Annotated in this window: 25 protein-coding genes; 13 read left to right on the top strand and 12 right to left on the bottom strand. The window is 72.6% G+C overall.

What is annotated here, in order from left to right; all coding sequences use genetic code 11:
* The first annotated feature begins 230 nt into the window (after positions 1 to 230).
* From ASG28_RS15275 to ASG28_RS15250, 6 genes are all read left to right on the top strand, one after another.
* Positions 231 to 635: a hypothetical protein gene (locus ASG28_RS15275; protein WP_055978033.1), complete on the top strand. Its 405-nt coding sequence runs from the start codon at positions 231 to 233 to the stop codon at positions 633 to 635.
* A gap of 2 nt (positions 636 to 637) precedes the next feature.
* A complete protein-coding gene (locus tag ASG28_RS15270) occupies positions 638 to 1693 on the top strand; it encodes an FAD:protein FMN transferase (protein ID WP_082454806.1) in 1056 nt (351 codons plus the stop codon).
* A complete protein-coding gene (locus ASG28_RS15265; RefSeq protein WP_082454805.1) occupies positions 1690 to 2313 on the top strand; it encodes a ferric reductase-like transmembrane domain-containing protein in 624 nt (207 codons plus the stop codon). Before ASG28_RS15270 ends, ASG28_RS15265 begins: the two co-directional genes overlap by 4 nt.
* Positions 2310 to 3716: an NADH-ubiquinone oxidoreductase-F iron-sulfur binding region domain-containing protein gene (locus tag ASG28_RS15260; protein ID WP_082454804.1), complete on the top strand. Its 1407-nt coding sequence runs from the start codon at positions 2310 to 2312 to the stop codon at positions 3714 to 3716. The genes ASG28_RS15265 and ASG28_RS15260 overlap by 4 nt, the downstream gene beginning before the upstream one ends.
* Complete coding sequence (locus ASG28_RS15255) at positions 3713 to 4036, top strand: ferredoxin (protein ID WP_082454803.1); 324 nt, start codon at positions 3713 to 3715, stop codon at positions 4034 to 4036. Before ASG28_RS15260 ends, ASG28_RS15255 begins: the two co-directional genes overlap by 4 nt.
* A 268-nt stretch (positions 4037 to 4304) precedes the next feature.
* Positions 4305 to 5291: an SDR family NAD(P)-dependent oxidoreductase gene (locus tag ASG28_RS15250; RefSeq protein WP_055978032.1), complete on the top strand. Its 987-nt coding sequence runs from the start codon at positions 4305 to 4307 to the stop codon at positions 5289 to 5291.
* 77 nt (positions 5292 to 5368) lie between these two features.
* On the opposite strand, the gene ASG28_RS15245 is transcribed toward ASG28_RS15250, so the two are convergent.
* The 7 genes from ASG28_RS15245 to ASG28_RS15220 form a co-directional block, all read right to left on the bottom strand.
* Positions 5369 to 8083 (bottom strand): phosphoenolpyruvate carboxylase, encoded by a 2715-nt coding sequence (locus ASG28_RS15245; RefSeq protein ID WP_055978030.1) that lies wholly within the window; start codon positions 8081 to 8083, stop codon positions 5369 to 5371.
* Between the two features lie 200 nt (positions 8084 to 8283).
* Positions 8284 to 9456, bottom strand: coding sequence for a hypothetical protein (locus ASG28_RS16610; RefSeq protein ID WP_157485808.1), 1173 nt, complete (start codon positions 9454 to 9456; stop codon positions 8284 to 8286).
* 239 nt (positions 9457 to 9695) lie between these two features.
* Positions 9696 to 9959 (bottom strand): hypothetical protein, encoded by a 264-nt coding sequence (locus tag ASG28_RS15240; protein WP_055978028.1) that lies wholly within the window; start codon positions 9957 to 9959, stop codon positions 9696 to 9698.
* Positions 9952 to 10146 (bottom strand): antitoxin VbhA family protein, encoded by a 195-nt coding sequence (locus ASG28_RS17035; protein WP_055978027.1) that lies wholly within the window; start codon positions 10144 to 10146, stop codon positions 9952 to 9954. Before ASG28_RS17035 ends, ASG28_RS15240 begins: the two co-directional genes overlap by 8 nt.
* Before the next feature lie 58 nt (positions 10147 to 10204).
* Positions 10205 to 10945, bottom strand: a complete 741-nt coding sequence (locus ASG28_RS15230; RefSeq protein WP_082454801.1) for an aminoglycoside 3'-phosphotransferase — start codon at positions 10943 to 10945, stop codon at positions 10205 to 10207.
* 782 nt (positions 10946 to 11727) lie between these two features.
* Entirely contained in the window at positions 11728 to 11997 is a 270-nt protein-coding gene (locus tag ASG28_RS15225) for a GlsB/YeaQ/YmgE family stress response membrane protein (RefSeq protein ID WP_043595797.1), read from the bottom strand.
* A gap of 148 nt (positions 11998 to 12145) precedes the next feature.
* Positions 12146 to 12358 carry a hypothetical protein gene (locus tag ASG28_RS15220; RefSeq protein ID WP_055978025.1) on the bottom strand — a complete coding sequence of 71 codons (213 nt, stop codon included), beginning with the start codon at positions 12356 to 12358 and terminating at the stop codon, positions 12146 to 12148.
* Between the two features lie 243 nt (positions 12359 to 12601).
* Between ASG28_RS15220 and ASG28_RS15215 the strand changes: the two genes are divergently transcribed.
* The 3 genes from ASG28_RS15215 to ASG28_RS15205 are packed head-to-tail and all read left to right on the top strand — an operon-like array spanning position 12602 to position 16118.
* Positions 12602 to 14356: a circularly permuted type 2 ATP-grasp protein gene (locus ASG28_RS15215; protein ID WP_082454800.1), complete on the top strand. Its 1755-nt coding sequence runs from the start codon at positions 12602 to 12604 to the stop codon at positions 14354 to 14356.
* Entirely contained in the window at positions 14350 to 15276 is a 927-nt protein-coding gene (locus ASG28_RS15210; protein WP_043595802.1) for an alpha-E domain-containing protein, read from the top strand. Before ASG28_RS15215 ends, ASG28_RS15210 begins: the two co-directional genes overlap by 7 nt.
* Positions 15273 to 16118, top strand: a complete 846-nt coding sequence (locus tag ASG28_RS15205; protein WP_055978022.1) for a transglutaminase family protein — start codon at positions 15273 to 15275, stop codon at positions 16116 to 16118. The genes ASG28_RS15210 and ASG28_RS15205 overlap by 4 nt, the downstream gene beginning before the upstream one ends.
* 36 nt (positions 16119 to 16154) lie before the next feature.
* Here ASG28_RS15205 and ASG28_RS15200 read toward each other — a convergent pair whose 3' ends face one another.
* On the bottom strand, positions 16155 to 17027 hold the full coding sequence (locus ASG28_RS15200) for an endo alpha-1,4 polygalactosaminidase (protein WP_055978020.1): 873 nt from the start codon (positions 17025 to 17027) through the stop codon (positions 16155 to 16157).
* 134 nt (positions 17028 to 17161) lie between these two features.
* Positions 17162 to 18220, bottom strand: a complete 1059-nt coding sequence (locus ASG28_RS15195) for a hypothetical protein (RefSeq protein WP_055978018.1) — start codon at positions 18218 to 18220, stop codon at positions 17162 to 17164.
* A gap of 176 nt (positions 18221 to 18396) precedes the next feature.
* On the opposite strand from ASG28_RS15195, the gene ASG28_RS15190 reads away from it, so the two are divergent.
* Entirely contained in the window at positions 18397 to 19248 is an 852-nt protein-coding gene (locus ASG28_RS15190) for a hypothetical protein (RefSeq protein ID WP_055978016.1), read from the top strand.
* A gap of 103 nt (positions 19249 to 19351) precedes the next feature.
* Complete coding sequence (locus tag ASG28_RS15185; protein WP_055978014.1) at positions 19352 to 20386, top strand: YdcF family protein; 1035 nt, start codon at positions 19352 to 19354, stop codon at positions 20384 to 20386.
* Positions 20387 to 20573: 187 nt separating this feature from the next.
* On the opposite strand, the gene ASG28_RS15180 is transcribed toward ASG28_RS15185, so the two are convergent.
* A complete protein-coding gene (locus ASG28_RS15180) occupies positions 20574 to 21956 on the bottom strand; it encodes an MFS transporter (protein WP_055978012.1) in 1383 nt (460 codons plus the stop codon).
* Positions 21953 to 22414, bottom strand: a complete 462-nt coding sequence (locus ASG28_RS15175; protein ID WP_055978010.1) for a MarR family winged helix-turn-helix transcriptional regulator — start codon at positions 22412 to 22414, stop codon at positions 21953 to 21955. The genes ASG28_RS15180 and ASG28_RS15175 overlap by 4 nt, the downstream gene beginning before the upstream one ends.
* A gap of 75 nt (positions 22415 to 22489) precedes the next feature.
* Here ASG28_RS15175 and ASG28_RS15170 point away from each other — a divergent pair, with 75 nt between their 5' ends.
* Both ASG28_RS15170 and ASG28_RS15165 read left to right on the top strand, forming a co-directional pair.
* Positions 22490 to 23716, top strand: a complete 1227-nt coding sequence (locus tag ASG28_RS15170) for a multidrug effflux MFS transporter (protein ID WP_055978007.1) — start codon at positions 22490 to 22492, stop codon at positions 23714 to 23716.
* Positions 23717 to 23863: 147 nt separating this feature from the next.
* Complete coding sequence (locus ASG28_RS15165; RefSeq protein ID WP_055978005.1) at positions 23864 to 24283, top strand: VOC family protein; 420 nt, start codon at positions 23864 to 23866, stop codon at positions 24281 to 24283.
* An 80-nt stretch (positions 24284 to 24363) separates the two neighbouring features.
* On the opposite strand, the gene ASG28_RS15160 is transcribed toward ASG28_RS15165, so the two are convergent.
* Entirely contained in the window at positions 24364 to 25068 is a 705-nt protein-coding gene (locus ASG28_RS15160) for an HAD family hydrolase (protein WP_055978003.1), read from the bottom strand.
* Positions 25069 to 25134: the final 66 nt, after the last annotated feature.

Genomic DNA, 25134 nt, shown 5'->3' with positions numbered 1-25134 from the left:
TGCGGTGCCGGTCGGGTTCGGTACGCGGGGAGGTGCGGTGCCGGTCGGGTTCGGTACGCGGGGAGGTGCGGTGCCGGTCGGATTCGGCACGTGAGGAGGCGCGGTGCCGGTCGGCGCACCGACGAGCGGAGCAGGGCCGGCCCAGGACGCAAAGCCCCCTCAGGGGAAGCGCATGGGAACGAGCAAGCCTCAGGAGCGATGGTTGAGCCCATCATCCCGAGGAGGCCACCATGGACCGCACACCCGGCACCACCCGCGACACCGGACGCCGTCGCGCACGAACCGTCACGGCCGCGGTCGGGCTGTCTGCTCTGGCGATCGCCGGGGCCACCTCGGTCGGCGTGTACGTCGCCGGCACCGTCGACGCTTCCGCCGCGTCGACCGGCGGCACGACGAGCGCCGAGTCGGGGACGAGCACCGACTCGGGCAGCGCCGGCACGAGCACCGGCTCCGGCACGAGCACCGAGTCGGGCGGCACCACCGGCTCCGGCACGAGCGCCGAGTCGGGCGGCACCACCGACTCCGGCACGAGCACGGATGCGGGCACCTCGGACTCCGGTAGCTCGGGTGCCGTGACGACCCCGGTCCAGCCGAGCACCGGCCAGGGCTCGCAGGCCCAGAGCTCGGGGTCCTGATCATGTCGACGACGATCACCACCCTGCCCGGCGTCCGTGACTGGACCCTGTGGACGACCGCCGCCCGTCTCGTGGTCGCCGACCCGCGCCTCCTCACCGAGGCCGCGGCCGTCGTCGGCGACGTGACCGACGAGGTCGAGCGGGCCTGCAGCCGGTTCCGCGACGACTCCGAGCTGAGCCTGCTCGGTCCGGCCCTCGTCGGCGGGGTCGAGGTGAGCGCGATGCTCGCCGGGCTCGTCGACGCCGCCCTGACCGCCGCCCGTGACACCGACGGAGACGTCGACCCGACCCTCGGCGCCGATCTCGTCGCGCTGGGCTACGACCGCGGCGTCCCGACGGGCACGGCCTCCACCGACACCCCCGCAGGAGGCGCGATGACGACCCCGGCGCCGCTCACGGTTGCGGAGGGGGTCACCCTCGCCCTCGGCCCGCGTCGGGCGCCGGTCTGGCCGCGTGTCCGCCTCGAGGGTCGCGTCCTCACCGTCCCCTCCGGCGTCCGCCTCGACCTCGGCGCCACGGCCAAGGCCGTCGCCGCCGACCTCGCGGCCCGACGGATCGCCGACGAGCTCGGCGTCGGCGTGCTGGTCTCGCTGGGCGGAGACATCGCCACGGCGGGGCCCGCCCCCGACGGACGGACGAGCTGGGGCGTCGTCGTGCAGGACCTGCCGACCGATCCCGCCACGACGATCGAGCTCGCGGCCGGGTACGCCCTCGCCACGTCGAGCACGCAGAAGCGGCGGTGGACCTCGGGCGGGCGGCCGGTGCACCACATCCTCGACCCGCGTTGGGGCGTGCCGGCCGCGCCGGTCTGGCGCAGCGTCACCGTCGCCGCGCCGGCCTGCCTGCGGGCGAACACGCTCAGCACCGCCGCCGTCGTGCGGGGGCTGCGCGCCGTCGCCTGGCTCGAGGCCCTCGGTGCCCCGGCTCGCCTGGTCGACGCGCGGGGCCGGGTCGTCGTGACCGGCGGCTGGCCCCTCGAGACCGACCGGTCCGCCGAGATCGCTCGGCCCGCCGAGACCGACCGGCCCGACGAGACCGGCGGGAGCACCCGCTCATGACCGAAGCGCTCTGGGCCCTGGGCCGAGGAATGGGCGTCGCCGCCCTCGTACTGTTCACCGCCGCCGTCGTGCTGGGCGTCGTCACCCGCTCGGGCCGCCCGCTGCCCGGGCTGCCCCGCTTCTCGGTGACGCTCGTGCACCGCGACGTGTCGCTGTTCGCGACGGCCTTCCTGGTCGTGCACATCGTCGCGCTGCTCTTCGACCCCTACGCGCAGCTGACCCTGCTCGACACGGTCGTGCCCTTCTTCGGTGACTACGAGCCGTTCTGGCAGGGCCTCGGCACCCTCGCATTCGACCTGACGATCGCGATCGCGCTGACCGGTGTGCTGCGCCGCCACGTCGGTCGCCGCCTGTTCCGTGCCGTGCACTGGGGCACGTACCTGCTCTGGCCCGTCGCCCTGGCCCACGCGATCGGCAACGGCACGAACGGCACCGACGCCTGGTTCCTCGCCCTCGCCGGGCTGTGCACCGCGAGTGTCGTGGCCGCCGTCGTCTGGCGGCTGAGCACGCGCTTCGTCGAGCTGGACGCGCAGCGGCTGCCCCGGGCGACGCCGCACGACCTCGGCTCCGTCACCCCCGTCGCCGCCCCGTCCCGCCCCCTCGAGAGGCTGCCCCGATGAGCACGCTCGCCCCACCGCCCGTCCCGTCCCCGGCGGGAGGCCCGCGCCTCACGGCCCCGAGTGGCATCCGCCGTCTCTTCGCCGCCCGCGACGCGTCGTTCGCGACCCACCTCGACACGTTCGGCCCTCTGCCGCTCGAGCACGCCGGCCCCGACCTCGTCGCCGACCTGCAGCACGCCGGACTCGACGGCCGCGGCGGAGCCCATTTCGCCACCTGGCGCAAGCTCGGGGCCGCCCGCGCCGAACAGCAGGGCCGTCGCGGCCCGGCCTCGCGAGGGCGCCACCGTGCCGTGGTCATCGCGAACGGCGCCGAGGGCGAACCGCTCAGCCGCAAGGACGCGACCCTGCTCGCGCACGCACCGCACCTCGTGATCGACGGACTGCTGCTGGCGGCGGCGACCGTGGGGGCGTCGAGGGCCGTCCTGTACACGACCTCGCGCCTCCTGCCGGGGGTCGAGGCCGCGCTCCGCGAGCGGGGCGACGCCTCGGGCGTGACGCTGGTCGAGGCGCCCGAGACCTTCCTGTCGGGGGAGGCGAGCGCCGCGGTGGCCGCGATCGAGGGGCGGCCCGCGGTGCCCTCCGACCGGGTCGTGCGCCTGACCTCGAGCGGGGTCGACGGCCGGCCGACGCTGGTCCAGAACGTCGAGACCCTCGCCCAGCTCGCCTTGCTGGCACGCTTCGGCGTCGACTGGTTCCGCTCGGTCGGCGCCCCCGCCGAGCCCGGCACGCGCCTGGTCACCGTCGGCGGTGGGGACGGACGGTCGCCCCTCGCGACCGCCGGCAGCCCGGGAGGCGCGGGTCGGGTCCTCGAGGTCACCGGCACCATGAGCCTGCGCCGCATCGTCGAGGCCGCCGGCATCGACACGTCGCGGCTGCGCGCGGTGCTCGTGGGCGGGTTCCACGGGGTCTGGCTGCCGGTCGAGGCACTCGACCTGCCCTTCACGCGGGAGGCACTGCAGCCCTGGGGTGCCTCCCCGGGAGCCGGCATCGTCTGGGCACTGTCCGCCGACCGGTGCGGGCTCGCCGCGGCGGCCGAGGTCACGACCTACCTGGCGGGCCAGTCGGCGCGGCAGTGCGGGCCGTGCCTCAACGGTCTGCCGCGGCTGGCCGACGTGCTCGGGCGGCTCGCCCGGGGCGACCGCGCGGCCTGGTTGCCGGGCGAGGTGACCCGGTTGGCCGGGCTCGTCACCGGCCGCGGATCGTGCCACCACCCCGACGGTACGGCGCGGCTCGTGTTCAGCACCCTGCAGGTCTTCGCGGACGACGTGCAGCGCCACCTCGAGGGTCGATGCCTCGTCGGGGTCCGGTCGACCGGTGTCCGATCGACCGGAGTCACGTCGACCGGTGTTCCCTCGGCCCCCGTCCCACCGACGACGCCGACCGGATGGGAGGGACGGCGATGAGCGCCGTGAACCTCGGCCGGGGCACGTCGTCGGTCCCGCGGCCGGCCGGTGCCGTCGAGTCCGGTCGGTCGGAGCCGGGTCGCGGTGCGGCGGGGTCGGTGCACGTCGACTGGACGCTCTGCGACGGCCGGGGGCTCTGCACCGAGTTGCTGCCCGAACTGCTCGAGCGCGACGAATGGGGCTTCCCCGTGGCCGTGGGCCAGCCGCCCGCCTCGCGCTCGGACGTCACCGTCCCGCCCGAGCTCGTCGACGCCGCCCGGGACGCCGTCGCCCTGTGTCCGAGGGCCGCGCTGCGCCTCCGTCCCCTGCCCCTGCCGTGAGCTATCCGCCCTCCCGCCTCCCCCGTGTGCACTTCGCGACCACCGCGTCCGACGAACCCGGTTCCGCGGCACGGTGAGCGGTGTGTCGGCGGGCTTCTGTCGGGTTCGGCACGCCGGGAGGTGCAGTGCCGGTCGGGAACGGCACAGCAAGGAGGCGCGGCGCCGGTCGGGATCGGCACACCCGGGAGCCGCGGTGTCGGTCGCGACGTCCCCGGCCGTCACCGGTGCGCCGAGAGAGGTGCACCCTTCCGGGCGTAGCGTCGACCCCATGACTCGCATCACCACCCCCTTCAGTGCCGCCACCACCGCGAACGAGGTCGTCGAGGGCCTCGACCTGTCCGGCCGACGCATCGTCGTGACCGGCGCCGCGTCCGGCATCGGCATCGAGACCGCCCGCTCCCTCGTCGCCGCCGGGGCCGACGTGACCCTCGCCGTGCGCCGCCCCGAGCAGGGCGAGCAGGCCGTCGCCGACATCCGCGCCAGCACGGGCGCGGGCACGTCCGGCGGCAGCAGCGACGGCGCCGGCACCGTCCGTGCCGCGATCCTCGACCTCGAGAAGCGCGACACCCTGCAGGCCTTCGCCGACGCGTGGCAGGGCCCGCTCGACGTGCTGATCGACAACGCCGGCATCATGGCCACGCCCGAGACCCGCACCCCCGAGGGCTGGGAGCTGCAGTTCAGCAACAACCACCTCGGTCACTTCGCCCTGGCCAACGCGCTCCGCGGCGCCCTCGTCGAGGGGGCACAGGCCTCGGGCACCCCGTCGCGCCTCGTGTCGCTCAGCTCGACCGGCCACCACTTCTCGCCCGTCGTGTTCGACGACGTGATGTTCGAGCGTCGCGAGTACGACCCGTGGTCGGCCTACGGCCAGTCCAAGACGGCGAACTCGCTCTTCGCGGTCGGCGTCACGCAGCGCTGGGCCGACGACGGCGTGCTGGCGAACGCCGTGCACCCGGGCGGCATCCTCACTCCGCTGCAGCGCCACCTGCCCAAGCAGGAGATGCTCGACCGTGGCTGGATCGACGAGGACGGCACCCCCAACCCGGCCTTCAAGTCGACCCAGCAGGGCGCCGCGACGTCGGTCTTCGTGGCCGTCCACCCGCTCGTCGAGGGCGTCGGCGCCAGCTACTTCGAGGACGTCGCCGAGGCCGAGCCGTTCCGCGAGGACGCCCGCGGTCGCGGCGTCAAGGACTACGCCCTCGACCCCGAGCAGTCGGACCGCCTCTGGGCGCTCAGCGAGCAGCTGGTCGGCTGACGGGCCGAGGACGCAGGAGGCGCGGGCCGGGTCGACGACCCAGCCCGCGCCTCCTGCGTCCCATGTGACGCCGCGGCTCAGCCGGTGTTCTGCAGCCCGGCGGCGATCCCGTTGACGCTGAGCAGCAGGAGGCGGTGGTCGGCGTCCGCCGGGTCACCACCGCCCGCGACGCGGATCGCCCGCAGGGCGCGCAGCTGCAGCAGCGAGAGTGCGTCGACGTAGGGCGAGCGGAGCCGCACCGCGCGGCTCAGCACCGGGCGTCCGTCGAGCACCTCGCCGTGGCCGCTGACCGCGAGCACCCACTTCCGCGTGCGGGTCATCTCGTCGAGCACGCGTCCGGCGAGGTCGTCGCGGTCGGCCAGCGCCAGGTACTCGCGGGCGATGTGCTCGTCGGTCTTGGCGAGCGACATCTCGACGTTCTTGATCATCGCCGAGAAGAGCGGCCAGGTCGCGTAGGCCTCACGCAGCAGGTCGAGGTCGCCCACGGCCTCGAGGGCCGAGCCGAGGCCGTACCAGCCGGCGAGGTTGATGCGGGCCTGGGTCCAGGCGAAGACCCACGGGATCGCCCGGAGGTCTTCGAGGGACTCGACCGAGAGCCCCCGACGGGCGGGACGTGACCCGAGCGCGAGCAGCCCGACCTCTTCCATCGGGGTGACGGCGGCGAACCACGACGCGAAGCCGTCGGCCTTGACCAGGCCGAAGAACGCCTCACGCGAGGCGACGTCCATCGTCGAGGCGACCTCGGCGAACCGGGTGGCGGCGGTCGCGTTGGCCTCCTCGTTCGACGGGCTCGACGCCAGCAGCGTGGCCGCCGCCATCTGCTCGACGTGACGGGCGGCGATGGTCTTGTTGCCGTACTGGGCGAAGATGACCTCGCCCTGCTCCGTGATCTTGAAGCGGCCGTCGACCGAGGCCGGCGGCTGGGCCAGCACGGCTTCGTTGGCCGGTCCGCCACCGCGGCCGAGGGCGCCGCCGCGACCGTGGAACAGCGTCAGCTCGATGTCGTTCTCGGCGGCCCAGTCGGCGATGCGGGCCTGGGCGGCGTAGAGCGCGAAGGTGGCCGAGACGGGCCCGACGTCCTTCGACGAGTCCGAGTAGCCCAGCATGACCTCGAGGCGGCGGCCGGTCGCCGCGAGGCGCTTCTGCACCGCCTCGGTCTGCAGGGCCTCGTCGAGGATGCGCGTGCTGGCCTCGAGGTCGGCGAACGTCTCGAACAGCGGGATCACGTCGAGCACGGGCGCGGGCTCGTCGCCCATCGCGCGCTCGGCGAGTTCGTACACGTTGGCGAGGTCGGCCGACGACTGCGTGAACGACACGATGTAGCGCGACGCGGCCCGCACGCCGTAGCGCTTCTGCAGGTCGGCGATCGTGCGGAACACCGCGAGGACCTCGTCGGTCATCTCGCTGCGTGCAGGAGGCGCGGTGTCGGTCCCGGCGTCGCCGCCGGTCGACTGCTCCCCGCCCGCGACCGGGTCGGCCGCGCGGAGCTCGGCGAGGGCCGTGCGGTGCACCTGCGAGTGCTGGCGCACCTCGAGCTCGGCGAGGTGGAAGCCGAACGTCTCGACCTGCCAGACGAGGCCCTGCAGGTCGCCGTTGGCGCTGCGGTGCGCGCCGGCCGCGCGCAGCGACTGCTGTACGACCCGCAGGTCGGCGAGCAGCTCGTCGGGGTGGCCGTAGGCGAGCGGGGCTCCCTCTCGACGGGTGGCGTCGATGCGGGCCGCGACGAACATCAGCACGCGGCGGTGCAGCTCGTGGGGTGAGCGCACGCCGATGCGGGACGCGACGTCCGCGTCCATCCCGCGCTGCGCCTCCGCGAGGGCCACGAGCTCGTCGGAGGCCGGGGTCTCGGCCTCGTCGAGCGTCAGGGTGCCGCCGATGCGGGTGGTCGCGCGGTGCAGGCCGAGCAGCACGTGCTCGGCGGCGATGTCGGCCGCGGCCCGGGTGACCTCGGCCGTGACGTGCGGGTTGCCGTCGCGGTCGCCGCCGATCCAGGTGCCGAGGCGCATGAAGGCGGGGGCGACGGCGGGTTCGCGGCCGGCGGCGTCGCCGAGCAGCCGGTCGTCGAGCAGGCGGTAGACCTGCGGCACGATCTCGAAGAGCGTCTGGTCGAAGATGCTCATGGCCGTGCGGACCTCGTCGAGCGGGGTGGGGCGCGTGGTGCGGATCGGCGAGGTGCGCCAGAGCGTGTCGACCTCTTCGAGCAGGCGGCGTTCGGCCTCGGCCACGGCGACGTCGTTCTCGAGTCGGTCGCGGTCGATCATCAGGTCGCTGATGCGACGGATGCTCGACGCGACCGCACGGCGGCGGGCCTCGGTCGGGTGCGCGGTGAGCACGGGGTGGAAGCGCAGGGCGTCGAGTCGCTTCGAGGCCTCGTCGGCGCCGACCTCGTCGGTCAGCTGGCGCAGCGTGGCCGAGACCGAGTCGCCCGCGGCGCTCGCCTCGCTGCCGCGGCGGCGCAGCACACGGACGCGGTGGTGCTCCTCCGCGAGGTTGCTGAGGTGGAAGTAGCAGGTGAAGGCTCGCGCGACCTGCTCGGCGAGCCCCTGGTCGAGGGCGTCGACGAGGCGTTGGGCGTCGTCGAGGCTCGCGCCGTCGGCCCCCTCGTAGGCGGCGATGACGGCCGCCCGGACGTCCTCGACGGCCTGGAAGAGTTCGTCCCCGCCGGATTCGCGCAGCACCCGGCCGAGCAGGCTGCCGAGGTAGCTGACGTCCTGACGCAGGCTGCCGTCGACGGCGCCGCTGATGTCGTCACGGCTGCCGTCGTGTCGTCGTGTGGTCTCGATGTCGGTCACCGCACCATCTTGGACGACCCGGGCGATGTATGACGCCACGTTCTGGTCACACCGCCAGGTTTTCTCGTGGCGCGGTGCCCAGAACATGGTGTCGAGGCAGGAGCGTGACGCGAGACCATCAGAGGCTAAGCGTGTTCAAACTGTGCTGGCCTCTCACTCAGCGAAAGCTTTTCCTACCCCTCAAGCTGTCCCGCCTGACACTAGTGAGCGTGAGAGGTGTTCCATGTGTCCGAACTTGGAAGTCCGGCACCGGTTGCTTCTGCATGTTCCCGGACCACAGCAAGAAGGGGCCAGGTGCGCCAACCGACCTCGGATAGTGAACCGGCCTTGATCATGACTGTGGACAATTCAACCGCCTGCTGAAGCTCGCCGAGCAAAGCCAATTTCGCTAGTTTGTACTGGTCTTCCAGCGATCGCGTATCCCACGACTCCACCTCGGGCGCGATTGACTCAGGACCGAAAAGCGCAGTCCTTGCCACCCAGTTATTGACTTGGAGTCGCATTCGGGCCGGATCGTCCCGCACTCGCGGGATAAGCCAGCCTGAGAGGTCACTTGCGACGGCCCAACGCTCCCGCTGGAGGGCTTCAAAGCACGCTCTATCAAGTTGCTCTTCGGAGGCCGTCCTTCCGTCTACGTCGTCGGCGTACTTGAAGGCCGCGGCTGCGGCTATCTTGACGCCTGCTGCTTCCAGAAGGTCAATCGAGTGTGCCAAGTAGGCTCGCGACACGTTTAGTCGAGTCCCGTCCTCGGGCAAAGACGGCGAGCCTTCCAAGTTCGTGCGATAGGACTCATTGACGATGCCACCGTTGTGCACCATCAAATGACGACGCTGAAAAACCTCAGTCAATTCGTGGGCGTCCGCAAAGACGCCAGGTATCTCGATCTTCAATTGAGATTGGAACCAGGTCATCCAAGCAACGAAACCTTGACGCTGGATTCGATCGGCCGCATCTTCTGCCAGGGACGTGCGAACGCCCTCGATTGAGTCGAACGTCTCCAGATCGCGAAGAGTAAATTTACGCTCATTGCCCAGGAGAATTTGAGGATTCGCCTCGAGCACTCCGCGAATTAGTCGCCCCACAAGAACTTCGAATTCGCTTACTGCTTGCGTGAGCAAGGCGGCACCTAGAAGACGTTCCGTTGACGGGCGGCTGCTGATTCGCTCCCACACGTGCTGATAGTTATGCTCCGCACCCGAATCGCCGGTTATTTTCTGCAGGATTTTTTGCAATGGCCCGAACGCTTTCCGGTAGGCCGCATCAACTTGTGCTTTATCCGTCAGATTCTCGCTCGCGTCTTGAAAGCGATGAACGGCTGTATGGACCAGCTTGGCCGCCGCCGTATGTGCGTCGAGGGGGTACTTGGGATACATGTACTCCGCCTCCGAAACGAAGTCAGCTTCGACTTGGCTAGGTGAGAGCGCTTGAGATCGCATCAAGTCAGTAGCCGCGGCCCGAGTCGCACCTATCGAGTTGACAAAGCTTCGAGCCGGAAAGATGAACAAAGTTAGCGAAAGGGGCGCATGAGGCATCTTTGACATATCTGGAGGCTAGCGGCACCTCACGCTACGGACCGTTTGACTGCCCCGCCTCGAGACAGCGGATTTTCGTATCAATAGCTCGTCATATCATTCGAGTCTATGGTGCCGCGCGGCATGCCGGCCCAGTCGTACACGTCCTGGAAGAGATGACGGTGGATGCCGCAGAGCTCGGCCAGGTCGCGTGTGCCGGGGGCCTCGTGGTCCGAGAGCTGGACGAGCCGGGCGAACGCAAGGGCACCCTCGGCCTCGTCCAACGACGGTCGATCGGTCGCGCCGACGAGGTTCCTGAGGATTCCCGTGGCCGGATCGACGTACGGGTCGACGACGTCAGGCAAGCCCGTAGCGAGCCCTCGCTCGGGCGACGAGCTCGTCGGAGTCGATCCGCCCCGCTACGTAGTCGTCTGCATGCGACGACGTGTCGGAGTCGACGTGAAGGCCCTCCATTTCGCCGCTGTGCTCGGCCTCGTGGACCGACCGCTGTCGGAACAGGGTCAGTCGTGCAGGGTCGGACGGCGGTGTCATGGTCGCTCCCGGACGATGGCGGCTGGCTCGGATCGTCCCATTTTATCTGCTCGACGGGTCACGTCGCGGCCCAGAGCGCCCGGTAGTACGCCGTGCGGACGGGGTCGTCGGCGACGCCGTACGCGTCGAGGAAGGTCTGCTCGAAGCCGGGTCCGTAGTTCCAGCCGAGGCTCATCGTCGCGACGGCGATGTCGGCCCAGCGGTCGGCGACGCCGAGGGCGTCGAAGTCGACGTGCCCCGACCAGAGTCCGTCGTCGCCGATCAACGTGTTGGGCACGCACGGGTCGCCGTGGCAGACGACGAGGCGGTCGATCGCCGGCAGGTCGCCGAGTTCAGGAGGTGCGGTGCGCGCCTTCCCGCTGGTCGCGATCCGGTCGTCCACCGACCAGCTGAAGGGGCACTCGTCGACCGGCAACACGTCGTGCAGTCGCCTCAGCCCCCGTCCCGCCTCGCGCACGGCGGTCGCCGGGTCGGCGGCCCAGAGCAGGTCGACGGCGCTGCGCCCCGGCACGCCCGCCGTCACCAGGTACTCGCCCGCGTCGTCGCCGCCGATCTCGAGCACGCGGGGGGCGGGGGTGAAGTCGACGACCCAGCGCAGCCGCATCTCCTCGGCGTGCAGGTCGAGGCCGCTGCCGTGCGGGGCCCACTTCGCGAAGCGTCGGGTCGGCCCGTCGCCCAGGCGGTACGTGGTGCCGCCGGCCTCGTTCCGCCAGACCGCGGTGATCGTGTCGCCGTCCGCGGCCGTGACGACCGCCTCCGGCACCTCGACGTCGGGGTCGGGCCGGTTCTGCGTCCACATGCCCCGAGTCTCGCACCCGTCCCGCGCCCCTGCCCCGCCCCTCCTGCCGTTGCGGCCCGGCCGATGCGTGCAATTCGCGACAGTCGGCAGGGGATCGGGGCCGTGGGGCGGGGATGAGCGGCGTGGCGCGCGGCGATTGTCGGGTTCGGCACGCCGGACGCGGAGGCGCAGGTCGGGTTCGGCGCGCCGGATGCGGCGGCGCGGGTCGGGAAGCCGGCGCGCGGCGGCGTGCAATTCGCGACCGTCGGCGGGCGATCGGGGCCGTGGGGCGGAGATGAGCGGCGTGGCGCGCGCCGATTGTCGGGTTCGGCACGCGGGACGGGGAGGCGCGGGTCGGGTTCGGCACGCGGGACGGGGAGGCGCGGGTCGGGTTCGGCACGCGGGATGGGGAGGCGCGGGTCGGGTTCGGCACGCCGGATGGGGAGGCACGGGTCGGGTTCGGCACGCCGGATGCGGAGGCGCGGGTCGGGAAGCCGGCGCGCGGCGGCGTGCAATTCGCGACAGTCGGCAGGGGATCGGGGCCGTGGGGCGAAGATGAGCGGCGTGGTTCGCGGCGGTTGTCGGGTTCGGCACGCCGGACGCGGAGGCGCAGGTCGGGTTCGGCACGCGGGATGTAGGAGGCACGCGGGACGGGGAGGCGCGGGTCGGGTTCGGCACGCCGGGTGCGGAGGCGCGTGTGGGGATTCGCACACCCGGAACGACACGACCCCCGACCCCCGGCAACGACGGAGCGGGCCGCCCCCGGAGGGACGGCCCGCTCTGTCGTGGTGCGGGGGAGCTGCTTACGCGCGGCTGCCCTTGCGGCCGGTGATGAAGCCCCAGATGACGAGGACGACGAGCGCACCGAGGATCGCGATGATCCAGCTCTGGATGCTGAAGAAGCCGTCGTAGCCGACGTTGAAGACGGCTCCGCCGATCCAGCCGCCGATGAGGGCGCCGATGACACCGAGGATCAGGGTGGCGATCCAGCCGCCGCCCTGACGGCCGGGGAGGATGAGCTTGGCGATGGCGCCGGCGATGAGGCCGAGGAGGATGAAGGCGAGGAAGCCCATGATGTGTTCCTTTTCGTTTGGTGCGCGGGTTGCGCTGGTGCTGCTGAGACGGTCGGGATCGGGTGCGTGCCAGCGGGGTCTGTGTGACGGCCGCATGCGAAGAGGCCCGTGAGAAGGTCGTCCTCTCGGGCCCCTGCGGCTGAGAGGACTAGTGCGCGGCCTTGCGGGCCTTCTTCACCGCGGCCTTGCGGGCCTTGGCGACGTCCTTCTTGGCCTGGGCACGCGCCTTCTTCACCTTGGGGTCGTTCCAGAACGAGTCGAAGAAGTTGCTGATCTCCTTGTAGCGACCCTTTCCGGCCTTGGCGCCGTAGGTGTACGCGAGGAACGCGATGAGGGCGATGACGAGGTACTTGAAGCGCATGTGGGGGTCCTCCCAGTGGGACGTTCTTGTCGTTCGGGGGTGACGCTATTCCTCCTGGGAGTTCTCTGTTACAAATCGGATTGGCGGGAAAGGCCCGTTGTTCGCTTTTGCCCTCCTTCTCGGCCGGTCGACTCCCGGCCCGAGCCTCGGGCGACACGTGTCGCGTAGCCACCTCCGACCCCCGACACACCCCCGCCGCACGGCCGAAACACCCCGGCAACACCCCCTGGCTAGCGTCGAGTCATGGGTGAGCTCTTCGAGGGATACGCGACCACCACGGGTGCCGCGGCCCGGCCGGCCGGCGCCCGTCCGCCGGCGGCCGCATGGGACGAGATGTTCGAGCCCGACGGCACGCCCCGTCGGGCGTACCACGAGATCCACGCGACGCTCGAGGGCATGACGCAGGACGACCTGCGGGGTCGCACCGCGGCGCTGGCCGACTCGTACCTGGCGCAGGGCGTCACCTTCGATTTCGCCGGCGAAGAGCGGCCGTTCCCGCTCGACGCCGTCCCGCGCGTCGTCGAGCACGCCGAGTGGACGACCGTCGAGCGGGGCATCAAGCAGCGGGTCAAGGCCCTCGAGGCGTTCCTCGCCGACGTCTACGGCCCGCAGACCGCCATCGCCGACGGGGTCATCCCGGCGAGCCTGATCACGAGTTCGAGCCACTTCCACCGGCAGGCGAGCGGCATCGACCCGGCCAACGGCGTGCGCATCCAGGTGAGCGGCATCGACCTGATCCGCGACGAGGCGGGCGCCTGGCGCGTGCTCGAGGACAACGTGCGGGTGCCGAGCGGCGTCAGCTACGTCATCTCGAACCGTCGCGTCATGGCGCAGACGCTGCCCGAACTGTTCGTCTCGATGCGGGTGCGTCCGGTGGGGGACTACCCCAACCGGCTGCTCGCCGCGCTGAAGAAGAGCGCCCCGTCGGGTGTCGACGAGCCGACCGTCGTCGTGCTGACCCCCGGGGTGTTCAACTCCGCCTACTACGAGCACACCCTGCTGGCGCGCCTGATGGGCGTCGAGCTGGTCGAGGGCCGCGACCTCTACTGCTCGGGCGGCCGCGTCTTCATGCGCACCACCGGCGGACCCGAACGCGTCGACGTGATCTACCGCCGCGTCGACGACGAGTTCCTCGACCCGCTGCAGTTCCGCGCCGACTCGGTGCTCGGGTCGCCCGGCCTCTTGATGGCAGCCCGTCTCGGCACGGTGACGATCGCGAACGCGGTGGGCAACGGCGTCGCCGACGACAAGCTCGTCTACACCTACCTGCCCGAGCTGATCCGCTACTACCTGGGCGAGGAGGCGCTGCTGCCGAACGTGCACACCTGGCGGCTCGAGGACCCCGGCGCCCTCGACGAGGTGCTCGACCGCCTCGACGAGCTCGTCGTCAAGCCGGTCGACGGCTCGGGCGGCAAGGGCCTCGTCGTCGGTCCGGCCGCCAGTCGTCGCGAGCTCGACGAGTTGCGCATGCAGCTGCAACGCGACCCGCGCGGCTGGATCGCGCAGCCCGTCGTGCAGCTCAGCACGATCCCGACCCTGGTCGACGACGGCCTCCGCCCCCGCCATGCGGACCTCCGGCCGTTCGCCGTGCACGACGGCGACGACGTGTGGGTGCTGCCCGGCGGCCTGACCCGGGTCGCCCTGCCCGAGGGGCAGCTGGTCGTCAACAGCAGCCAGGGCGGCGGCTCGAAGGACACCTGGATCGTCGGCGGCGACGTCAACGCCTGGGCCGGTCACGACGTCAGCGCGCTCATCGCCGAGCAGACGACCCCGACCCAGTCGATCCCGGTCGTCACGCCCGAGCAGCTCGCCGAGGCCGCGGCCGCCGCGGCCGACCACAGCCCCGACCACGCGCCCCAGGACGACCCCCGCAACGACCAGCAGGCGCAACAGCAACAGACGAAGGAGGTGCGGGCCGGGTCACGAGGCCGACCTGCGCCTCCTGCGTCCCGCGTTCCCGACCACGGAGCCACCCCGACCGAAGGGCCATCATGCTGAGCCGCATCGCCGAGAGCCTGTTCTGGATCGGCCGCTACATCGAGCGGTCGGACGGCACGGCGCGCATCCTCGACGTGCACCTGCAGCTGCTGCTCGAGGACCCCTGGATCGAGGAGGACGTCGCCTGCCGCAGCCTCCTCGCCGTGATGGGCAGCGACGCCCCCGAGGGCGACCTGGCCCGGGGTGACGTGCTGTCGATGCTCGCGGTCGACCGGCACAACCCGGCCTCCATCGCCTACTCGCTCGGTGCCGCCCGCGAGAACGCGCGCCGGGCCCGCGAGATCGTCTCGACCGAGCTGTGGGAGTGCCTCAACACGACGCGCGCCCGCATGCCGCGCAAGGTCGCCGACGACAAGGTGCACGAGTTCTTCGCCTGGGTGCGGGAGCGCAGCGCGCTCGCCGTCGGGATCATCGAGAGCGCCACGAGCCGCGACGAGGTGTGGCAGTTCTTCACCCTCGGCCGGTCGATCGAGCGGGCCGACATGACCGCGCGTCTGCTCGCGACGCGCACCCTGACCGAGGCGTCCGGGCCGTCGTGGACGACGATCCTGCGGTCGTGCGGCGCGTACGAGGCGTACCTGCGCACCTACCGGGGCGTGCCGAGTGCCCGCAACGCCGCCGAGTTCCTGCTGCTCGACCGGTTGTTCCCGCGCAGCGTGCTGTTCGCGATCAGCCGGGCCGAGGCCTGCTTGCGCGACGTCGAGCCGACGAACCACCGGGTGGCGGCGTCCGACAGCGGGGTGCGCATCCTCGGGCAGATGCGCAGCGAGCTCGAGTACCGGCCGATCGGTGAGATCCTCGACGACCTGCCCGGCCAGATGGACACCGTGCAGGCCGCGACGAGCGCCGCGTCCGAGGCGATCCGGCAGCGGTACTTCCCGACGAGCGCGGCACCGACCTGGGTGGGGGAGCGGTCGTGAGCAGGCTGCGCATCCGGCACCTGACGGGCTTCTCGTACCAGGGCGAGGCGGTCGCGAGCTACAACGAGGCGCGCATGCTGCCGGCGCACACCGAGGGCCAGTTCGTGCTCTCGTCGCACCTGCGCATCGAACCCGTCGCCGCGTCGCACGAGTACGTCGACTACTGGGGCACGCGGGTGTCGTCGTTCGAGGTGCTGCTGCCGCACCGGCAGCTCTCGCTGACGGCGACCTCGCTCGTCGAGGTGCGGCCGCAGGCGCATCCGTCCGAGACGATCTCGTGGGCCGACCTGGCGACGGTCGTGGGGGCCAGCACGTCGTTCGTCGAGCACCTCGAGCAGACGCCCCTCACCGCGCCTCCTGCCGACCTGGCCGAGGTCGGCACCGAGGCGCGGGCGTCGCACGCCGACCCGTGCGCCGCCGCGATGGCGATCTGCGAGACGGTCGGAGGCGCGGTGCGGTACCTGCCGGGCGTCACCAACGTGAAGACCACGGCCGCGGAGTCGTGGGCCGCCCGGGCCGGCGTCTGCCAGGACATCGCCCACGTGACGGTCGGCGCCCTGAGGGCGGCGGGCATCCCGGCGCGTTACGTCAGCGGCTACCTCCACCCGAAGCCCTCGGCCGAGCTGCGCGAGACCGTCACGGGCGAGTCGCACGCCTGGGTCGAGTTCTTCTGCGGCACCTGGCACGGCTTCGACCCCACCAACCTGATCGACATCGGCGAACGGCACGTCGTCGTCGGCCAGGGCCGCGACTACCGCGACGTGCCGCCGCTGCGCGGGGTCTACGCGGGTTCGTCGAACAGCGAGCTCTTCGTCACGGTCGAGATCACCCGCGAGGCCTAGGGCGGTCCGGCCCGCCGAGGGCTCAGGAGGCGCGGGTCAGCAGGCCGTGTAGGCATGGGCCGGGTCGTCGGCCGGCACCAGGTCGTGGTCGCGCACGATGGTCGAGGGGGCCGGGTCGAGCTCGCCGACCTGGGCGCAGACCTCGGCGACCGAGCCGCGGAGGTCGTCGGTGTACTCGACGTCGAACACGAGCCCGCCGTACACGTCCGTGAAGGCGTCGCACTCGTCGTAGCGGTCGCACTCCTCGGTGACGGCGAAGTCGTAGCCGACCTCGTCGCGGCCCCGGGTGCCGAGGTCGGCGGTGTTCTTCTGCGCGGTCGCCAGCCCGGCGGCGTGGGCCCGGGCGACGAGCAGGGTCGCGAAGGCGACCGCGTCGTCCTCGCCGAAGGCACCGTCCGAGCGCGTCCACGAGTCGAGGTTGTCGAACTCGACCGCCTGGTAGCCCGAGGCGGCGCAGCCGTCGATCGTCGAGGCCTGACGCTCGGCCACGGCCTGCCGGTTCGCCTCGGTGGAGAGGTCGAACAGGTGCTCGTCCGGCCAGCCCGGATCGACCAGCGGTTCGCCGTCGGCCGTGCGCACGAGCAGCTCGTCCGGCCACTCGACGCCGGGCTGCGTCTGGAACCCGTTCACATAGCAGATGCCGTAGGCGCCCTCGGCGGGGTCGTCGGTGCTGTCGCGGGCGACGACGGTGGCTCCGTCGGGGACGGGCGACGCGCCTCCCAGCTGGTAGTCGAAGCGGGCACCCTCGGGCGGCAGCACGACGCCGTCGGCCGTCGCGGCCCCCGACGCCACCACCGCGGACGAGGAGGCGCGCTCGGGTCGCTCACCGGCCCCGGCCCCGACGGCCGTGCAGCCCGTCACGGCGAGGGCCACGGCGACCAGGCCGACGAATCCCAGGGGTACGCGCATGCGGCGAGCCTAGGGGAGACCGCTCGGCGACACCGCCGGTTCGACACGGCACCCCCGTACGCCGAGGTGCCCTGTCCACTCGGCGGTGACGTCGGGTGCGGGTGCGAGTGCGGGTGCTTGTGCGGGTGCGCGCGTCAGGCGGTGTGCGAGAGCGGGGCGGACTCGCGCTCGACCGCGGCGTCCACCGCGGCGTCGACCGCGGTGGGCGGCGTCGTCGGGGCGCGTCGCGAGGCCAGGAAGTCGAGGCGCGCGGCCTGTCGGGCCGACTCCCGGTCGAGCTCGGCCTGGCGGGCGGCGGCCCGGGACGCGGCGCGGGTGGCCGCGAGCGAGCGCGCGTTGTCGCGGGCGCGGGTGGCGGCGGCCGAGGAGGCACGACGTGCGGTCGCTCCCGTGGCCCGGGCGGCGACGGCGGCTCCGGCGGCGGTGGCGCGACTGCCGTGACGGACTCCGTCCCAGGTCGAACGAGCGGCCGGTCGGGTGCGCGTCGCGACGGTGCTGCCGGTCGTGCGGAACCAGGCGACGACGACGGGGGTGGTGCGTCGGACCCAGGCGACCAGGGCCTCGGAGGCGTGACTGGTGCCCCGGGCCGTCGCCCGACCGGCACGGGCCAGGGCGTCGCCCGTGGCGCGCGCGGCGGCCGCGACGTGGGCGGCGGCGGACGCGAGGACGGGACGCAGGCGTTCGGCGAGAGTCGGCCCGGCGGGAGTCGGCTCGGGTGCGGTCAGGGGAGCCGGTGCGGCCAGGGGAGCGGACTCGGTCCCGACGGGCGTGCTCGTGGCGGAGGCGAACGCCGGGGTCGGTGCGGCGGCGACCACGGGGGCGGACGCGAGCACGGCGGCGGCCGTCGGTCGTCCTGCGGGCAGGACCCGCGCCTCCTGGGCCGCCGGACGGGCGGTGACCGGTGCCGTCTCGCGGACGGCCTCGTGCTCGAGACCGCGGTCGGGCTCGTCGCGGGGCAGGGCGCCGAGCACCCGGTCGGTCAGCCCGACGAGGGCGAGGGCGACGCCGCCGACGGCGAGGGCGGCACCCAGCAGCCAGATCGCGATGGTGACGAAGTCGAGGTCGCCGATCGGCAGGAAGCCGCCGGCGAAGAGGCCCACGCCGGCGAGGCGGAAGGTGGCGGCCATGACGAGCGCGGCACCCGAGACCAGCATCGCGAGAGCGACCCAGCCCGTGACTGCTGCCTTGCCCATGCGACACCTCCTCGTCCGTGGGGCGCACGCCGCGAGTCGGGCCCGCGCGGACGTCCCCAGCGAATGTAACCCCGACGAGGGCTCGACCGAAACCCGGAGCGGTGGACGCGCCGTTCCCGGGCGATGCTCGGCTTCTGAGGGGGCTTCTCGGATGTGGGGTCGAGAGGATCGGCGTCATGGCCAACTTCGACCGTCTCCTGGGTGCCGCCGCACGTGCGCTCGGCAACTCCTCCTCCTCTTCTTCGACCGGGCGCGGTGGTGCGTCCGGCGGTTCCACCGACTGGCGCGACATGGTGCGCAAGGTCTCCGACAAGGTCACCGGCGACGACCGCCAGAACGGGCAGCAGCAGGGCGGGCAGCAGCCGCAGCGTGGCGGGTACGGCGCACCGCAGCAGGGCGTCGGGCGTCCGGCGACCGGTGGGCACGCCCCGCAGGGCTCCGCCGCCGACCGTGCGGCCCTCGCCAAGTACGACTACCTGCTGCAGACCGCCCCGCCGCAGCAGCTCGAGCAAGCGCACCGCGACGCCTTCGAGCGGCTCACCCCCGAGCAGCGCCAGCAGGTGCTCGCCCGCCTGAGCGCCGAGGTGCCCGAGGGCGAACGTCCCGCCTCGAGCGCACCCGCCGACCTCGCCCGGGCGGCGACGCGCGGCGAGACCGCGCACCCCGGGCTCATGAAGCGCGTGCTCGGCGGCACGGGCGGCAAGGTCGCGGCGGGTGCCGCGGTCGGCGCCGGAGTGGCCGGGGTCGCGGGCCTCGCGGTCGCCGTCGCCGGTGCGGCCGCCGTCAGCAGCGTCGCCCTGCCCCTGCTGTCCGACGCCGTGACGTCGGGCATCGACTTCGACCAGCTGACGAACGGGTTCGGCTTCGAGGGGCTCGACGGCCTGACCGCAGGCGGCGAGGAGTACCTCGGCGGCCTGGGCGAGCAGGTTGGCGGCCTCGGCGACCAGGTGGGCGGGCTGGGCGACCAGCTCGGCAACCTCGGCGAGGGGTTCCAGATCCCCGGCCTGGGCAACCTCTTCGACCGCTGACCGCGCGACTCGCGTCCTGAGACCACAGGATCTCGCCGAGACCCTCCCGCGCGCGCGGGGGTCCGAGCGACTTCCTGGGGCCTCACGCCGGTAGCCTCGGGAGATGACCGCGATCTCGGTCGGCATCGCCGCCGTCTTCCTCCTGCTCTTCGCCGTGTCGCGTCGACGAGACGCCCGGAGGTTCCGCAACGGGGTCTTCCTGTTGATGGCCGGGGGGTTCGGGGTCGTCGCCGCCGCGAACGTCCTCGTCGCCGCGTTCCCGCCGCTCGTCTTCGTGTTCCTCGTCGCCGTGGCGCTCGTGCCCCTGCTCGTCCTCGCGCTCGCCGTCTTCGCGATCGCGAACGGCGTCACCATGCTGCGGTCCGAAGGGCGCAGCCTGGGCAACCTGCTGTCGTTGCTCGTCGGCATCGCCCTGATCGGCGTGCCGCTGCTCGTCGTCGTGATCGTCGAGGCCGGTCGCCGGTCGGACGTCGCGGCCCTCCAGGACGTCTCCGTGGGACTGGGCATCGTCGTGGTCTTCGTCACCGGCTACGCCGCGCTCACGTTCGCCGCGTTCACCCTGTGGTCACTCGTCTACGCCCGACCCCGGGTGCGCGAGCAGCCCGACGCCCTGATCGTGCTCGGCTCCGGTCTGATCCGCGGCGAGGTGCCGCCGCTGCTGCGCAGCCGACTCGACCGGGCATTGGCGATCTACCGCGCGACTCCCGAGGGCGTGCGGCGGCCGGTGCTCGTCCCGTCCGGCGGGCAGGGGTCGGACGAGCCCCGGCCCGAAGGCGAGGCGATGGCGGAGTACCTGATCGCCCAGGGGGCCGACCCCGGCGACGTGCTGCCCGAGACCGAGTCGCGCTCGACCCGCGAGAACCTCGTGCTGTCGGGGCGGGTGCTCGCCGACGCCGGTCGGACCGGGCCGACCCTCGTCGTGACGAACAACTACCACGTGCTGCGCGCCGCCCTGCTGGCGCGCGACACCGGGAGCAGCGCCGACGTCGTCGGGTCGCCCACCGCCGCGTACTACGTCCCCAGTGCGTTCCTCCGCGAGTGGGTGGCCGTGATGGTCGAACACAAGTGGCTCAACGTGCTGCTGATCGCCCCGTTCGTCGTGCTGCTCGCGTCGCTGATCGTCTACTCGCGCCTCTGACCCTGCAGCCGGCGCCGGGGACGGTGCCGGTGACGGGCGTGGCGGACCGGCACCGCGCCTCCTGACGTGCCGGAGGCGGGCGTGTTCGTGGTGGACGGTCGATCGTGCCGGCCCGCCTCCGCCGCACTCGCCCGTGTTGCGGAGGGCCCGATGGCGCACGGTGGTGCACGACGACGCCCCGGGCGGGTCAGGACGGCCGCGTCGCCGTGCCCTCGTCGACGGCGAGCTCGGCCGAGGCCTCGTCACGAGCCCGGCCGGCGGCCGCGTCGCCGTCGTGCTGCAGCCGGTAGTGGAACCTCCCGGCGCCGACCACGGGCAGCGCCCCGGTCACGGGGTCGGGCTCGCCCCCGCGGACGCGGTGCACCCGCAGGTGCTGCCCCCGGACGAGCCAGACGATCGCGACCCCGGCCGCCACGAAGCCCGACGCGGCCGCGACGCCGATGGCCCAGCGAGGCCCGGCCACGTTCGCGACCCAGCCGACAATGGGTGCGCCGAGCGGCGTGCCCCCGGTGAAGACGGCCATGTACAGCGCCATGACGCGACCGCGCATGCGGGGTGCCGTGGTCAGCTGCACGGTGGCGTTCGCCGTCGTCATCAGGGTGATGGACGCGAGCCCCACGGTGACGAGGACGGCGGCGAAGCTCCAGTAGGTCGGCATGACGGCGGCGACCAGGCAGGTGACCCCGAAGGCCAGGGCCGCCGTGACGAGCACGCGCCAGCGGGGCTTCTCGCGACGGGCCGACAGCAGGGCGCCGACCAGCGACCCCACCGCGATCGCGGACGACAGCAGGCCGAACCCGCTGGCGTCGACGCCGAACTCGACGCTGGCCATGGTCGAGGTGAAGATGGCGAAGTTCAGGCCGAAGGTGCCGATGACGAACACCATGACGAACACGACCACCAGGTCGGGTCGCTCGCGCACGTACCGGAACCCCTCGCGGATCTGACCCTTGGCCCGAGACACCGCCGGTTTCAGCTCGAGCTGCGCGACGCGGATGAACCGCAGCGACAGCAGCACGGCGGCGAACGAGCCGGCGTTGATCAGGAACACCCAGCCCGTGCCGATCGTCGCGATGAGCACGCCGGCGACCGCGGGGCCGATCAGGCGTGCGCCGTTGAACGAGGCCGAGTTCAGGCTGACGGCGTTCGTCAGGTGCCCGGGGGGCACGAGCTCGGACACGAAGCTCTGCCGCACCGGGGCGTCGATCGCGGCCGCGACGCCGAGCAGGAGGGCGAAGAAATAGACCATCCAGAGCTGCACGCTGTCGGTCAGCACGAGCACGCCCAGGCCGAGCCCGAGCAGGCCCATGCTCAGCTGCGTCACCATCAGCAGTCGCCGCCGGTCGAACCGGTCGGCGATCAGCCCCGTGATCGGCACCATCAGGATCGGCGGCGCGAACTGCAGCGCCATGGTGATGCCGAGCGCCGTGGCGTCGTTGTCGGTCAGGTCGGTGAGGACGAGCCAGTCCTGCGCCGTCCGCTGCATCCAGGTGCCGATGTTGGACACGAGCGCCCCGGCGAACCAGAGGCGGTAGTTGAACAGCGACAGGCTGCGGAACATGGCCGTCACGAGCGGGTCAGCTTCCGCAGGATCTCGGTCGCGTCGGCCAGGGTGCGACGCTCGTCGGCGGTCAGGGCCGAGAGGCGGGGCACGAGCCATTCGTCACGGCGTCGACGCGTCTCGAACACGAAGGCGGCACCGGCCTCGGTCGTCTCGAGCAGCACGCGGCGCTTGTCGTCGTCGTCGACCGTGCGACGCAGCAGCCCGGCGTCGACGAGCTTGCCGACGGTGCGGTTCATCGACGGGGGAGTGACGCCCTCGTGGGCGGTCAACGCCCCGATCGTCAACGGTTGGTTCTGCACGACGTAGCCGAGAGCGGCCATCTGGGCGTCCGTGACGTCGGCGTCGGCCTTCTGCTGGCGCAGTCGACGGGCGAGCCGCAGCACGGCCCCGCGGACGTCGGTCGCGAGGTGCGCGTGCGGCACGGCCCGGGTGGCGGAGGGGGCAGGAGGCGCGGAGTCGGTCATCGCCGGGCCACGATACTCGTTTAGTTCGGCTAAGTAAACGTCTGACCCGGACGGCGTGCGCCTAGGCTCGAGCCGATGAGCGACGACGACGTCCCGGCCGAGCCGAGCCGCCCCTCCTGGCTGTCCGGGCGGGGGGCCGTGTTGACGGTGGCACTGATCGTGGGCATCTCGCCGTTCGCGACCGACATGTACATCCCCGCGCTGCCGGCCATCGCGCGCGACCTCGGGGCGACGACGGCCGAGGTGCAGCTCAGCCTGACGGCGTTCCTCGTCGCGTTCGCGGTCGGCCAGATCGTGATCGGGCCGATCAGCGACGGTCGGGGCAGGAGGCGCATCCTGCTGGGCGGGACCGTCCTGTTCGCCCTCGCCTCGATCGCCTGCGCCGTGGCTCCCGACGCGGCCACCCTCGTCGTCGCACGCGTCGCGCAGGGTCTCGGCGGCGCGGCGGGCTCGGTGGCCGCCCGGGCCATGGTGGGGGACTCGACGACGGGCCTCGTGCGCAGCAGGCTCTTCGCGACGCTCGCCGCGATCAACGCCGTCGGCCCGGTCGTCGCGCCGCTCGTGGGCGGCGTGGTGCTCTCGGTGTCGAGCTGGCGGTCGACGTTCGTCGTGCTGGCGGTGCTCGGGGCGGCGTTGACCTGGGCGGCCGCCCGGCGCCTGCCCGAGACCCTCGTCGACCCCGAGCCGGGCGCGGGGTCGCTGCTCGCGTCCCTGCGACGGATGGGCACGCTGCTCGCCCTGCCCCGCTTCCGCTGGTACCTCGTGACGGGCTGCGCCGCGACGATCGGCTTCTTCTCGTACATCGCCACGTCGTCGTTCGTCTTCCAGGAGCAGTACGGCTTCGGAGAGGGCCTCTACACGCTCGTCTTCGCCTCGAACGCGTCGTGCATGATCGCGTCGACCCTGGTGTTCCGCCGCCTCGTCGGACGCTTCGCCGAGGACCACCTCTTCACCGCGGGGCTCGTCACCTGCACCGTGGGGTCGGCCCTCGTGCTCGCGGGTGCGCTGACCGGTGTCGGCCCGGCACTGATCTGGCCCGCGCTCGCCCTCGTGACGGCGGGCTGGGGCTGGGTCATCCCCGGGTCGATCACGCTGACGCAGGCGCTCGGGCACCGCACGCCCGGCACGGCCGCCGCGCTCGCGGGCGGCCTGCAGTTCGGGCTCGGCGGCGCCGCGACCCCGCTCGCCGGGGCACTCGGCGGCACGGCCGTCGTGATGGGCGCGCTGATGCTCGGGTTCATCGCGGTCGGTCTGGCCGTGCAGGTGTGGGCCTCGTCGCGACCCGGGACCCCGGCGACCTGACCCACGGGGCGTCGGGTGGCACCCACGCGACCCGACCCCGGCGGCGCGACCCGCGCCTCCTGGCGGAGACCGGGGGCTGGTGCGCCGGACCGGGCGGTGCCACCCTGGGCTCGACGCCGTCCGGCGCCGTGACCCGAGGAGGCCCCCGTGACCGTGCAGCTCACCCCGTACCTGGCGTTCCGCTCCGAGACGCGCGAGGCGTTCGAGTTCTACGCCTCCGTGTTCGGCGGCAGCCCGACCTTCAGCACGTTCGGCGAGTTCGGCGTGGGCTCGTCCGACGAGGCCGGGAAGGTCATGCACGCCCAGCTGAAGACGCCGTCGGGCCTGCTGCTGATGGGGGCGGACCGTCCCGACTCGTACCCACTCGAGGAGGCGAGCAGCGTGTCGCTCTCGCTCTTCGGCGGACCCGACGACGCGGACGAGTTGACGGCGTGGTTCGCTGCGCTCGCCGAGCGAGGAACCGTGCACGAGGCCCTGTCGCAGGCGCCGTGGGGTGACTCGTTCGGCATGCTGGACGACCGCTTCGGCCAGCACTGGATGGTCAACGTCGGCGGCGCCGCGGCCTGAGGCCGGGCCGCGCCGACCACGGACGAGGAGGCGCGGTGGCGGTCGCCGAGGACGCCCCGGCCCAGCCCGCCCGCCCCGCTTCAGTCGCGCCCGAGCCGACCGATCACGCTCTCGTCGAGCCGGGCGAGCAGGTCGGCCACGTCGTCGTAGACCTCCTCGGCCCCGACCTCGACCAGCTCGGCCCGGGAGAAGCCGCCGCTCAACACGCCGACGCAGGTCACGCCCGCCCGGTGCGCGGCCTCGACGTCCCACACGGCGTCGCCGACCATCACGGCGCGCTCGGCCGGCACGTCCGCCTTCTCGAGGGCGACCTCGACGATGCCGGGGTCGGGTTTGGCGGTCTCGACGTCCTCGCTCGACGTGACGGCCCAGAGGGCGTCCTCGACGTCGAGCAGGCCGCGCAGCGCCTTCAGCTCGTCCTCGGGCGCACTGGTGGCGAGCACGACGCCGTGGCCCCGGCGGGCGAGCTCGGCGAGCAGGTCGGTCGCCCGCTCGAAGACGTGCAGGTCGCCCTCGTCGCCGAGGTGCTCGGCGTAGTGGCGCGAGTGGGCGTCCTTCGCGTCGTCGAGGAGGCGCGCGGCGGCGTCCTTCCCGACCAGCCCTTCGACCAGCAGGGCCGAGTCCTTGCCGATCGACCGGTGGATCCGCCAGCTGTCGACGGAGTGGCCGACGTCGGTGAAGGCCCGCGACCAGGCGTCGACGTGCGCGAAGTTCGAGTCCACCAGGGTGCCGTCGATGTCGAAGAGGACAGCGGTGGACGGAGAGGAGGACGTGGGGGAGGTCATCCCGCCACCCTGCCCCCGAACGAGCCCAGCTGCACGGACTGCACGAATTTCGCCGAGGGCAAAGCG

The sequence above is a fragment of the Frigoribacterium sp. Leaf415 genome (assembly GCF_001424645.1).
Lineage (GTDB): Bacteria > Actinomycetota > Actinomycetes > Actinomycetales > Microbacteriaceae > Frigoribacterium.
Note: the sequence above shows the minus strand (reverse complement) of the source record. Positions and strands in the feature narration are given on the sequence as shown.